The sequence below is a fragment of the Rhodospirillales bacterium genome (assembly GCA_016712595.1).
In the GTDB taxonomy this organism is placed as follows: Bacteria; Pseudomonadota; Alphaproteobacteria; order Rhodospirillales; family Defluviicoccaceae; genus Defluviicoccus.
Window position 1 is genome coordinate 21,547 of record JADJQT010000001.1, and the last position, 13,082, is coordinate 34,628.

The following is a 13,082-nucleotide window of genomic DNA, read 5'->3' on the forward strand; positions in this document are numbered from 1 at the left end:
CAGAGCCGCGCCCGTCTGACCATAGACAGCTCGCGAAATCCGATCACCTTGTCTCGACTGCGGTGCGGATCGGCGCCACGGGCGTGGCGTCGCCGCCGTAGTACTGCGTGAAGAGGTCCTCGGCGAGCCGGGCGCGGCGACGAGAGAGCAGATAGCGCGCCGTGAAGTGCAGGACGACGCCGATGCGGGCGAGCGGCGGCGAACACTCCCAGCGCCGGCTTGACGCGATGCCATTGCGGCCGAGATGCACGAGGGGACCAGCCCGCCTCAGCCGCAGCGCCAGCTCGACGTCCTCCATCAACGGCACCTCCGGAAAGCCGCCGACACCGGCCAGGACGTCCCGGCGAACGAACTGACCCTGATCGCCAAAGCTCAGGTCAAAGAGTGCCGAACGTCCGGCGTTCAGCGCCTCAATGGTGAGAAGCAGCGGATCAGCGCGTGAGAACGTTAGCCCCACCGCACCGCCGCAGACCGCATCGTCGGCTTGTAGCGCGCCGAGGATAGCGGCGGCAGTGCCCGGTGCCGGCCGGACGTCGGCATGGACCACCCAGACCACGTCGCCGCGGGCCACGGCGATCCCCGCCGCGATCTGCCCACCCCGCCCTCGCGGCCCGTTGATGACGCACGCGCCGGCTTGCCAGGCGCGCTCGGCAGTCGCGTCGCGCGAGCCGCCATCGACGACGATGATCTCGATCAGTGACGGGCCTTGATCGAGGAGCGCCCGCACGCTGGCGGCGATGCCCTCGGCTTCCTCGTACGCCGGGACAACCGCGGAGATGCTGCACGGGGGTGGACGCTCGCGCTCGCACGCTCGGCGCACGGCGAGGAGCCGACACGCCGCCGGCCAGGACGTCAGGACGAGGACCACCGCGAACGGCGCCCACTGCGCCCACCACGCCCAGGCGGGCTGAAGCCAGGCGCCGGCCGTCAGTGCGTGCGCCCAAGCGACGTAATAGAAGCCGTGCAGGCCACTCGCCAGCAGCCACGCCGGCTGCGGTCGCAGGGCGAGGAACGGCACGATCCAGATGAAATACCAGACGTGGACAACCGGCGAGAGCAGGAGCAGGCCGCCGAGAACGAGGAACGCCCCGCGCCAGGCATCGCTCACTCGCCACGCGATGAGGCCCGCCCATAGCGCGAGCACGAGCAAACTGACACAGGCCGCGGTTCGCGCGTCGAGGCCGGCGGCACGCAGGATCGCCGGCAGAAAGCCGTCATGGTAGGTCTCCACGCCGAAGGCGAAGAGTCCGCCAGCGAGATCGGGAAGATCGGTGACGAACGGCAGCGCCGGAACCGCCGATACGAGGAGAAAAATCCAGGCAGCGCGCCAGCCCCCTCGGCGTAACAGCAGCGGAACGAGCAAAATGGCGACAAGCTTGAGTTCTACCGCGACGGCGAGCGCGAGCCATCCCCAACCGCGACGGCCCCGGGCGTGCGCCACCAGCGCCACCAGCATCGCCAGGACGAACAGCGCGTCGTAATGGCCCTCGCCGGCGGTGCCGAGGAGCAGCACCGGATTGAAGGCGACGAGGGCAAGGTTGGCCTCGGGGAGCCGCCGCCGCCGCAATTCGGCGAGCAGCAGGCAGAGGATGCCGATCTCCGCCGCCACCAACGGCAGCTTCACGGCCAAAGGGTGATAGCCGAGCGCGACAGCGGCGGCGAACATCAATTCGGCCAGCGGCGGGTAGACGGTGCGCTTGGCCTTGTTATTGATACCCTCCCAGACCGTGTCGCGCTGCGCCTCGCCCACGTCGGCTGCCAGCGCCGCGTAAGGGCTCTCGCCGGCCAGCACCAGGCGGCCTTCCCACAGATAACGGTTGACGTCGTCCGATGCCGGGAATGGCAGCAGCACCAGCCGGGCAGCCACCGCGGCGAGAATGAGGACGAGGCCGGTGTGCCGGAGCGACGCCTGCAGGCCGGCCAGCCACACCAGGATACAAGCGGCGAACATCGCCCCGTGGGCGATCATCACCGCGACGGGCGTTGAACGGGTGGCGAGAAACTGCCCGGTTACGGCGCAAAGTGCGAACGCCAGCACGAGGCAGACCGCAAAGACGCCGGCGCGAACGCGGCTGACCGGCTCGCACGCGCGCGTCCACGCGCGACCGTCAAGCGCGTTGGAAGAATCGGGCGTCATCGCTGGCGAATGACAGCGCGGGCACCCGCATTTTCTCGGGCGATCCCGTCCGGCTGAGGCCTCACTCGGCGGCCGAGATCAGTGGATATGACGCCGCTGGCTGCGCCGACCATTCCCACATCGAACCGGCGTAGTTTCGAACGCTCATGCCGAGGTCGTTGAGCACACTGGTGAACCAGGCGGCACGGACGCCGCCGGTGCAATAGGCAATGACTTCGTGGCCGTCATCAATGCCCTGCGCCGCAAGCAGCCGAACGAGCTGCGCTTGCGGCAGCAGGCGGCCGTCGCCATCGAGGAGATCCTTGTAATAAAGGGGTCGGGCACCGGGAAGGTGGCCCCCGCGCGATTCTCCGTACGGCGTTGCCCCGGCGAACTCGCGCGGCTCGCGGACGTCGACGAATACGGCGGCGGGCGAGCCGAGCTCGGCGCGCACCTGCTCGCGATCGGCAAGCCAGCGCGGATCGCGATGGACGACGAAATCACCCGGCGCTGCCGGCTTAGAGATCTGGGGAAAACCCCCGCGCCCCAGCGCCCTGATCCCACCGTCGATCAGAACCGCCCGAGGATGACCGAGAGTGCGCAGCATCCAGACGATCCGCCCATCTTCCCCCCAGCCACGGACTGGGTCGGCGACGACGACGACGGGACGGCGGGCACTAAGACCGAGGGCCTGCAGGCGCCGGGTCATTGCCGCATCGTCGCTGAGCAGCAGACCCTGATTGGGGGCGAGTGTCTGCGAGAACGCCTCCCAGCGCACCGTAACCGCCCCCGGCAGCCGGCGCGCCGCCTTGAGATGCGGCTCACGGGCATCGAGCACGATGGCGCCGTTCGCGATCAACTCGCGCGCAGCATCGGCCGAAACGATCCAGGGCTCGCTGGCGCTGCCTTCTGCGGCGAGCGCCCGCCCGTCACCCGCAGCGGATGGCCGTCCTTCGACCGGCAGCACGAAGATAGCGGCGACGATGGCAACGACGATCGCCCTAAGCTGTCCAGTGAGCCCTCCGGTTCTTCCGCGCCGCCCGCGCGCCGGGCGGGGGTGGCGGGATTGGCGATCGCAAGCTTTCGCCCAGGTCCACAACGTCTCGCCCTCCTTTGGCGGTCGCAAACTCCAATGTCATGCGGAGCGCCGGGAATTCTAGACGAGAGCGATACGTCGAATCTCGCGCTATACGATCACGTCACAGTGATTGTATGGCGCCTGCCCCATGCTGATAGATGTTTTGTCGATTGTGCTGATCCCAACTCATGGGTGGACGGCGAAAGGCGACGATCGGTCCAAAGCTTCGCAAAATGTTCAGCTATGTGATTAGACACCCCAGGCGCAATCGGCGACGATATGTACGGCCCTCGACTGGATCGATGATGACCATGGGTTTTGCGCCCTCTCTGCGCCGTCCGATTGCTTTAGGTTTTGCGACGGTCGGCGTTTTCTTCGCAACCCTCACCGCCGAAGCTTCGGATCACCTGGCCGTCGACGCGAAGGTGACCGACGTCAGCGTCGCGGTCACCGCATCGGCACAGGTGCACGCCCCCTTCGCGATCATCTGGCAGACTCTGACCGACTACGATCATCTCGCCGAATTCATTCCCGGGATGAACTCGAGCCGGGTGATTGAGCGGTTCGGCACGGGGGCGATCGTCGAACAGGAGGGGAATGCCGGTAACAGTTTTCTCAGCTATCCGATCGACGTCGTGATCGAATCCGACGAATACCCGCCCTCGACAATCACCGCAAAAATCGTCAGCGGCAACATTCGCGCCCTGGACGGTGCCTATCACATTCAGAAAGTCGCTGGCGCCGAGAACGAGAATGAGTTCGTCCTCAGCTGGAATGGGCCCATCCGTCCCGACATCGATCTGCCGGATTTCATCGCCGAATGGGCGATCCGCCAGAACATCCGCGATCAGTTCCGCAGCATGATCGACGAGATCGAGCGGCGCGCGCGAGCAGCCAACCAGAGCTAAGCGCCATCCGCCGCAGCCTCGCAATCTCAAAGCAGAAAGTCCCTCGTGATGACTTCGGCCCGCCTCTTTTTTCGCTGCCGTCAAGTCTGGCGGTCCGCGCTGGTTCTACTACCGGTTCTGGCGGCGGCCTGCGCCGGCATCGAGGCACCGCTGTCATCGGACCTCGCAGCGCCGCCCGGCGAGGTCCGGGACTGTGCCCGGTGGTTCGCCGATCTCGACTCCGCCGTCGATCGCGCCGGTATTGGCGATGCTGGCGCCTACCACATACCGGGCTTTCCCTATTTGCGCGCCGACCGTTTCTCGGCGTCGTTCGCGGCCGAAGCGGCGCGAGATAACCAGGCGTTCGCCGCCTGGGTCGAACGCCTGGCGTCGCTCGACGCCGAGGCACGCCAGGATGAGGTGAGCAATCTTTCGCCGAAGCAGCAGGCTGCCCTCGTTTCTGCGAAGGGCGACGGCAAGGGGGAGGATATAGCGACCAAGACCGAACGCTGCCGGACGGTTCTGATCGCAAGCGACCTGGCATCGACAGACCAGCGCGCGCTGTTGATCTCACGAACCCACGTTCCCGACGACTACAACGACTGGCAGCGCGTCCTCGGCCTCTACCCCCTGGTCAGCGTTCCCTTCTCAATGGGAGTGGACGCCGCGCAGAAGCAGACGGTAGTGCTCGTCGAGCGCGCCAACGCCGATGTCGGAACCTACACCGGCATCACCGACGCCGCGGGCGGCCCCACCGTACGATTCGTCCCGGCGGTCGGTGCCGTCGACGCCGACAATATCGCCGCGATCTTCGCCCATGCAAATAAGGACGCGCTCGGCATCCCCCGGCTCACCTCAGACCAGAAGACAACATTGCTCGACGCCTACGCGCCGGTATTCATTGTCGGTACCGCCGCCGATTATGATCGGTTCGGACCGCTCACCTGGCAGGGCGGAACCGCCCCCACCGTCGCCATCGACCACCCCGCCATCTACCGCGATGTTGCGTTCACCCGCTATCGTGATCAGGTTCTGCTCCAGCTTGTCTACACACTGTGGTTTCCCGAGCGCCCCGAGCGCGGCTGGATCGACACGCTGGCCGGACATCTCGATGGTGTGGTCTTTCGCATCACTCTCGATGAAGCCGGCCAGCCGCTCGTCTACGATACGATCCATCCGTGCGGCTGCTATCATACGTTCTTCCCGACCGAGCGGGTCACCGCCCGGCCGGCGCCAGAGGGTGAGAGCGAATGGGCATTCATCCCGGCAAAGGCCCCGTCGACGGTTCCGCCGCAGCGCATCGCCGTTACGACCCAGAGCCGAACCCATTTCGTCATCCACGTCGGCGCGGACCCCGGCGGTGCTGGCGTTGCCTACACGCTCCTCGACTACCGGACCCTTCGTGCTCTGCCAACCGCGACCGGCAGCCGCAGTGCCTTCGGACCCGACGGTTTGGTGCCGGGAACGGAGCGCGGCGAGCGATTTCTGTTCTGGCCGATGGGCATCGACAGCGCCGGCGCCATGCGCGAATGGGGCCGCCACGCCACGGCGTTCACCGCGCGCCGCCATTTCGACAGCCCCGACCTCATCGAACGCCGATTTTGGGTCACACCCGCAAGCTTCTCGGCTGCCGACTTCGATCACCATCATGCCGCCTGGGATGCTCTGCTCCGCAAGCACGTCGTGGTTTCCCCCGACGGCACCGAATCACGCGTCGATTACCAGGGCTTCAAGGCAGAACGCAGCGCGCTCGATGCCTACCTGGCGGAGCTCTCCGCGATCAGCGAGGCTGACTTCGACGCCTGGAGCCGCGATGAGCGGCTTGCCTTCCTGATCAACGCTTACAACGCATTCACCATCGACCTCATTCTGACCGCCTATCCCAACCTCCACTTGATCCGTGACCTGGGATCACTGGCCGCCTCGCCCTGGCAGCACCCGTTCTTCACCTTGCTCGGCGCCCGTCACAGCCTGGACGATATCGAGCACAAAATGATCCGCGCGCCGGGGGCGTTCGATGAGCCGCGTGTTCACTTCGCCCTCGTCTGCGCTTCGATCGGCTGCCCGATGCTGCGCAATGAGGCCTACACGGCCGACCATCTCGATGCCCAACTCGAGGACGGCCTGCGTAACTTCCTTGCCGACCGCTCGCGCAACCGCTTCGTTCCTGCCCCAAGATCGCTTGAGATCTCGCGCATCTTTGACTGGTACGGCGGCGATTTTTCCAAGGGGGAGCGTGGCTTTACATCAGTTGCCGCGACTCTCGGCGCTTACGCCGACCTTCTGGCTGATGATCCCACCGCACGCACAGCGATCCGGGAGCGGCGGGTCCCGATCAGCTTTCTCGACTACGACTGGGATCTCAACGACACCACAGCGCCGTTTTCCGCAACGCCATGATCGCGCGGATGGCTGACGAGCGTCGCGCGGGGACGAACAGCGGGTGCCGCCACGCCGGGGCGCTCGCCGCCAGCCTGATCGTCGCCCTTTGCGCCTGCTGGCCGGCCGGCGCAGACCCTTCGGTCTGCCAGCGGACGCTGATCGATCCGGCGGAGCCGGTCGAGCAAGCCTGGGTGCGCCACGATTTTACCGGTCATTCGGCGTTTCACAACACCCGGCTCGACGGTGTTCCGGTCATTGAAGCCACCCCCGCCGGGGCATCGGCGCTTTACGCCAAGGTCAATGCCGATCTCCGCGATTTCGCCATCGTTCATTGGCGCTGGCGCCTTGACCAGTTGCAGCCGTCGGCGGATCTGCGCCGAAGCGAGAGCGAGGATTTCTCCGGAGTGGTCTTCTTCGGTTTCGGCGAGCCGAGCCTGCTGGCCCCCGATGTCCCGACGCTTGCCTATGCATGGACCGCCACCCCGGGAGAAATTGGCACCCTCATCCGCAATCCCCGCCACCCTGACAGCCTCGTGATCGTCAAACTCGAGGGAGACGACGCCGTCGGAACCTGGCGCGAGGAAACCCGCGACCTTGTCGCCGATTACCGCGCCGCTTTCGGCCATGCGCCCAAGCAGCGGCTGCGTTACGTGGCGTTGATCAGCGACGACGACCAGACCGGCGAGCCGGCTCGCACATTTTACGCAGCCATCACTCTTTCCGATTGTTCCCCCACGCACTGACGCCATCGCACAGCCGCGCGCCGATGAAAACGGCCGTGGTTTGGCTTGCGGGACGGCAACTCCCGGTCGGCAGATCTTGTGTTCCCGGTTCCGCGCGCCGGTTCACACGTGTTCACGCGCGACGAAAAAAGGCCCGGGGGAAACCCGGGCCTTTCCAGGAAGACGCCGCAAATGGCGGTTAGATGAGGAAGTCGGAGGCGGAAAGCTCGAAGACGTTGAGTCCCGTGATCAGAAGATTTTCGCCACCGACGCTGGAGAGGTTGAGAAACGTATCGGCACCGCGGTTCTGAACGACCGCCGCCAGCGAGTCGAAGTCGGCAAAGCCAAACGCCGTGAGATCGATCTTGTCGACGCCGTTCTGGAAGTCGGTGACGGTATCCTGGGCATAGCCGCGCTGCAGCTCGAAGACGAAGAGGTCGTTGCCGTCACCCCCCGAGAGCGAGTCGCTGCCCTGACCGGCGACGATTGTATCGTTGCCGTCGCCACCGATGACCGTGTCGTTGCCGCTCCCGCCGTCGACAATGTCGTCTCCCGCGCCGCCATCGACGCTGTCCTTGCCGGCAAGACCGAGAAGCTGATCGCTTCCGGTGGTGCCAATCAGGGTGTCATCGCCGATGGTACCGGTGCTCGCCACGTTAACGTCGGCAAGATCGGTGATCCCGTCGAGCCGAACTTGATCGCCACCGGTCAGCGTCAGGACGAGGTTGCCGGCGACAACCGCGGAGGCTTCGATGTGAACGCCGTTGACGAGTTCGAGAATATCGCCCTCGGCGCGGTCATAATCGGTAATCACATCGGCATCGCTGACGCCGTCGGATGCCTCCTCCAGTCGGAGAACGAACGTATCGGCTCCATCACCGCCGGTGATGACGTCGCTGCCGCTCTTGCCCAGCATCCAGTCGTCGCCCTCGCCGCCATCGATGCTGTCGTTCCCTTCACTGCCATTGACCGTATCGTTGCCGGCTTCTCCCAGAACCATATCGTTGCCGAAATTGCCCATCAGGCTGTCGTTACCATCCCCACCCTGGACGATATCGTCGCCCAGGTTGCCGGCCACCGTATCGTCACCGATGCCGCCGATCGCGGTGTCCGCGCCCAATCCGGCGAGCACCCGATCATCGCCGTCCCCCGCGTCAATCGCATCGTTCCCTTCACCGCCATCGAGGCTGTCTGCGCCGAGGCCACCGTCGAGACTGTCGTTGCCATCGCCGCCAAACGCCCGGTCGTTGTCGTCACCGCCGACAAGCGTGTCGTTACCGACATCACCGAACAACCCGTCAGCGCCGGTTCCGCCCTGAATGAGGTCGTCGCCGTCGTCGCCAAACAGGCCATCTCCACCGGCGCCACCCTCAAGGGTATCGTTGCCGGCTGCACCGTGCAGGAAGTCTCTTGTGTCTTGGTGAAAATCGTCAACGCCGCCGACCATATGGTCGTTGCCGTCACCGCCATCGAGCGTATCGGCACCGGCTCCGCCATCGAGCGTGTCGGCCCCCGATCCGCCCATGAGCACGTCCGCTCCGTTTCCGCCTTGCAACTCGTCATCGCCGCCGAGCGCGTCGAGCGTGTCGTTGCCGTCGAAGCCGAGGATCAACTCATTGCCGGGACTTCCGGTCAGTGCGTCGTTTCCGGCCGTGCCCAGCAGCGCGACCTGCACGTCGTTGGGATCGGTAACGCCAGTGATGTGGATTTCGTCGCCACCCACCAGCGTCAGGACCACCTCGCCGCCAACCGTCGCCGACGAAGCGAGGCGCACACCACGTGAGAGGCCGATGACGTCGCCTTCCGCCGCGCTGTAATCGCTGATGACGTTGATGTCGACAATACCGTCGAGTCCCTCGATCTCTTCGAAAACGAAGATATCGGCGCCGGCGCCACCGAAAACCGTATCATTCCCCTGATCGCCGGCGATGCGATCGGCACCGTCGCCTCCGTCGACGGAATCATCACCAACTCCGGCCGAGACCGTATCATCGCCCAGTCCAGCGGCGATGGTATCGTTGCCATCGTTGCCCGTCAGCACATCGGCACCAAGGCCGGCATCGAGTGAATCGTCGCCGAGGCCGCCGACGGCACTGTCGTTGCCATCACCGCCGATCAAAAGATCGGCGTCTTCACCGCCGATCAGCGTGTCGTTGCCGTCGCCTCCATCGAGCCGATCCTCGCCCAAACCTCCATCAAGACTGTCGTTGTCCGCGCCGCCGACCAGGGTGTCATCGCCGCCGCCGCCAGCAAGCCGGTCGTTTCCCTTACCGCCGTCGAGGGAGTCGTTGCCTTCGTCGCCGGAGAGCCGGTCAGCACCGTCGCCGCCCATCAGGTTGTCGTTGCCGTCCCCACCGGAGAGGCTGTCGTTGCCGTCGCCGCCGTCGAGAAGGTCATCGCCGACGTTACCGGCAAGCGTATCGGCATCGGTGCCGCCTTGCAGCGTATCCGCACCATCGCCCCCCGACAGCGAGTCCGCATTATTGAAGCCGAAGGTTTCGCTATCGCCGATCAGCAGGTCGTTGCCTTCGCTGCCGTTCAGCGTATCGCGGCCGTCGCCGCCGTCGAGAGTATCGTTGCCGCCGAGCGCCGTCAGGGAATCGTTGCCGGCGAAACCGGAAATGCTGTCGTCACCCGGTGTGCCGGTGAGGGTATCGCTGCCCGTCGTGCCGATTATCCGCGTGACGAACTGGACGTCGTCAACCGTCAGAGAGCTGACGCCATTGATTTCTAGGTCCCCGGCGTCGAAAACCCCGTCATCGTTGACGTCGACCTGCGCCTGCTGGGCACCGGCGTCGAAGCGGATCTCGATGATCCCGTCTCCGCCGGTGAATGCGGCATCGCCGATGAACACGCCGAGCGGCGCAACGCCGCCGACATCGAGCTTGTCGGTACCGCTTACAAAATCAGTGAGTTGGTCTCCGGAGCCGAACGCCGATCCAGATGCTGCTAGGAAGACGAACAGGTCGCGTCCCGTGCCGCCTGTCAGCGTATCGACGTCGCCGCCCCCTTCGAGCGTATCGTCGCCATCGCCGCCGGTAAGGTCGTCGGCCCCGTCATCGCCCTCGAGCGAATCGTTGCCGGCGCCGCCATCGGCAGTATCGTTACCGGTACCGGCGAGGACGTTGTCATTGCCATCGCCCGCATCGAGAACATCGGCGCCGTCGCCGCCGACGAGCGAATCGTCGCCGCCGTTGGCGGAAATCGTATCGTCTCCGTCCTGGCCTTGGAGACTGTTCTCGCCGTCGTTGCCGGTAATGGCGTTGGCGAGCGCATTGCCGCTGCCGTTCAGATTCAGCGGCTCACCGATCGCATTGCTGCCCGCAAGGATGAGGTTTTCGACGTTGTCTCCGAGGACGAAACTCGCGGTGCTGACGACGGTATCGATGCCCTGGCCAAGCAATTCGAGAACGACGTCGCCATTGTTATCGACGAGGTAGGTATCGTCCCCGTCGAGGCCGAACATCTGATCCTGCCATGTCCCGCCGTCCAGCGTATCGTTGCCGGCACCGCCGAAAAGACTGTCGTTGCCTTCGTCGCCCAGCAACGAATCGGCCCCGGCGCCCCCGTCGAGCGTATCGTTACCGCTATCGCCCGAGATGGTATCGTCGCCGTCACCCGCGGCGATCAGGTCCTCGCCGGCGTAGCCGCGCACGGAATCGCCGCCGCCGGAGCTTTCGATCGTATCGTTGCCGTTGAATCCAAGAATGGTGTCCGGATCGCCCGTTCCCGTGATCGAGTCTGAATCGTTCGTCCCGGCGATTGCGACGACAACATCGGCGGGATCGCTCACGCCTTCGAGCAGGACCGTGTCCCCTCCGGTGAGCGTCACCAGCAATCCGCCTGCGCCCGTAGCGGTGGAGACGACGGAGACACCAGGACGCAGCGCCAGGATGTCCCCGGTCAGCGCGTCGTAATCGGTTATGGTATCCTGCTCCGCGACGCCGTCGCTCGCCTGTTCCGGATCGAAGAAGAAAAGATCGCCGCCGTCACCGCCGGTCAGAAGATCCGCGCCTGCTCCGCCACGGACCCAGTCGTCACCGAGACCACCGTCAATGGTATCGTTGCCGGCAAGGCCGTCGAGGGTGTTATCACCATCGTTGCCGACGATGATGTTGCCGCCAGCGTTTCCGGTGCCGGCAATGTTGGCGACACCCAGCAGATTGAGGTTTTCGATATTGAGATTGTCCGGCGCGCTCAGATCGAAGTTAACGAAACTGTTGACGACGTCGGTGCCTTCGCCGCTCGCCTCAACGATGCGATCGTCGGAAGCACCGACGAAGTATTGATCGTCACCCACGCCGCCAATCATGGTATCGGCGCCGAACCCGCCGTCGAGGACGTCGTTGCCAACACCGCCGTCGAGCGAATCATTGCCGGCGCCGCCGAACAGACTGTCGCTTCCGGTGCCGCCGATCAGCACATCGTTGCCTTCGTTGCCGCGAAGCAGATCGCGTCCATCGAGACCGCGAACGGTATCGTTGCCGAGCAGCCCCTGGATCGAATCGTCGGCATCGGTGCCGTCCAGCGTTTCGCTGCGTTCGTTCCCCTGGGAGGGCATGAGCGCCGCGACATCGGCCCGGTCGGTGACACCGTTGAGCTGGATCTGATCGCCGCCCGTCAGCGTGAGGACGAGATTGCCACCGACAACGGCGGAGGACTCGACTTCGACGCCCTTGGCCAGAATCAGAACATCTCCGGAATCACCGTCATAATCGGTGATCACGTCGATATCGGCGATGCCATCGGCCGCGGCTTCGGCGGAAAAGAAGAAAAAGTCGCCGTCGGCCCCGCCCGAGAGCGTATCGCTGCCAGCGCCCGCATCGAGGTAGTCTACTCCCGCACCGGCATCCAGCGAATCGGCGCCCGCACCACCGAGAAGGCTGTCGTCGTCGTCGCCGCCAATAACGGTGTCGTTGCCGTCCCCGCCGTCGATCGTATCGGTGCCGATGCCACCGTCGAGCAGATCCTCCCCGGCCAATCCAGTGATTTCATCGGCGAAATCGGATCCGATCAGGGTATCGGCGCCGTCGGTCCCTTCCAAAAACTGTCCAAGGCCGAAATTGACGATCGCCGCGCGTTCTTCCGGACTGATCCCTTGAAGGGCGTTTCCGCCGAGATCCTCGAGCGCCAGTCCCTTGGTGATCCCGGCATCGCCGTTCCGGCTCTGCGCCGCGAAGTGCATGATTATTTGCGTCTCGCCGGGATCGAGCGTGAGTTCGAACTGATAGGTGACGATATCGCCGTACTGTGCGACTGACGACGGACGCAGCGCGCCGTCACCGGCGATGACATGCAGCACGCTTGGATCACCCGCCCCGTCAACGTCATCGGTGACGATCCAGTTGTCGTCCGTGGTGAAGGACGTATCGCCGTCCGAAGTGGCAACGACGTGGGTCTGGCTGTCGGAGCCGAGATTGGTCGTCAGCGTTACGGTGTAGGTGACTGTCGTTGCACTGGTATTGGTGAATGAATCAAGAAACCGTGCCCAGGATTGGTTGGTTGGAACCAAAACCTTACGGCTGATATCGACGTCACCAGCGGTCGCCGTACCGATAAAAACTTCGCGGCCGTTGTCTTCTGTATTACCCGTTCCAAAGGCGGGAAAGCCGGATAAAACAACACCTCCGTCAAACGCGTCGTCGGTTCCATCAGCAATGCTGCCATTGTTGCTGATATCCCAGAGGAATCGGCCTTGATCCGATAACGTGATCGGTAGAGAAACGTCCGCCATTGATAGCTCCCTTATCTGTCGGCTCGGCGTTCGGGCGGCCGTGCGCTACGCTGAAGCGAGTACGGAAAGGACGGATGTTTCGTTGTCGGATTATTGCTTGACCGAGCGAACAGCAGCGTCCGCCTCGGCTTGTCCCAACCTCCACCCCTGTCACCGTTGCCCG

At 64.7% G+C, this 13,082-nt stretch carries 6 protein-coding genes; 3 read left to right on the top strand and 3 right to left on the bottom strand.

What is annotated here, in order from left to right:
* Positions 1-43 precede the first annotated feature (43 nt).
* Together IPK66_00090 and IPK66_00095 are read right to left on the bottom strand one after the other, a co-directional pair.
* The gene (locus IPK66_00090; protein ID MBK8173735.1) at positions 44-2,137 is read right to left on the bottom strand and encodes a glycosyltransferase; all 2,094 of its coding nucleotides are present in this window, start codon (positions 2,135-2,137) and stop codon (positions 44-46) included.
* A gap of 61 nt (positions 2,138-2,198) precedes the next feature.
* Positions 2,199-3,080: a sulfurtransferase gene (locus IPK66_00095; GenBank protein ID MBK8173736.1), complete on the bottom strand. Its 882-nt coding sequence runs from the start codon at positions 3,078-3,080 to the stop codon at positions 2,199-2,201.
* Between the two features lie 419 nt (positions 3,081-3,499).
* On the opposite strand from IPK66_00095, the gene IPK66_00100 reads away from it, so the two are divergent.
* The 3 genes from IPK66_00100 (at position 3,500) to IPK66_00110 (ending at position 7,206) form a co-directional block, all read left to right on the top strand.
* A complete protein-coding gene (locus IPK66_00100; protein MBK8173737.1) occupies positions 3,500-4,102 on the top strand; it encodes a hypothetical protein in 603 nt (200 codons plus the stop codon).
* 1,500 nt (positions 4,103-5,602) lie between these two features.
* The gene (locus tag IPK66_00105) at positions 5,603-6,481 is read left to right on the top strand and encodes a DUF547 domain-containing protein (GenBank protein MBK8173738.1); all 879 of its coding nucleotides are present in this window, start codon (positions 5,603-5,605) and stop codon (positions 6,479-6,481) included.
* An 8-nt stretch (positions 6,482-6,489) separates the two neighbouring features.
* Complete coding sequence (locus IPK66_00110; GenBank protein ID MBK8173739.1) at positions 6,490-7,206, top strand: DUF3047 domain-containing protein; 717 nt, start codon at positions 6,490-6,492, stop codon at positions 7,204-7,206.
* Between the two features lie 178 nt (positions 7,207-7,384).
* On the opposite strand, the gene IPK66_00115 is transcribed toward IPK66_00110, so the two are convergent.
* Entirely contained in the window at positions 7,385-12,919 is a 5,535-nt protein-coding gene (locus IPK66_00115; protein MBK8173740.1) for a M10 family metallopeptidase C-terminal domain-containing protein, read from the bottom strand.
* Between the last annotated feature and the right edge of the window lie 163 nt (positions 12,920-13,082).

What these genes read in the sequence shown, in the direction of transcription:
- IPK66_00090 (MBK8173735.1), bottom strand. Translation starts at nt 2,137, where the DNA reads ATGACGCCCGATTCTTCCAACGCGCTTGACGGTCGCGCGTGGACGCGC.
- IPK66_00100 (MBK8173737.1), top strand. Translation starts at nt 3,500, where the DNA reads ATGACCATGGGTTTTGCGCCCTCTCTGCGCCGTCCGATTGCTTTAGGT.
- IPK66_00105 (MBK8173738.1), top strand. Translation starts at nt 5,603, where the DNA reads ATGCGCGAATGGGGCCGCCACGCCACGGCGTTCACCGCGCGCCGCCAT.
- IPK66_00110 (MBK8173739.1), top strand. Translation starts at nt 6,490, where the DNA reads ATGGCTGACGAGCGTCGCGCGGGGACGAACAGCGGGTGCCGCCACGCC.
- IPK66_00115 (MBK8173740.1), bottom strand. Translation starts at nt 12,919, where the DNA reads ATGGCGGACGTTTCTCTACCGATCACGTTATCGGATCAAGGCCGATTC.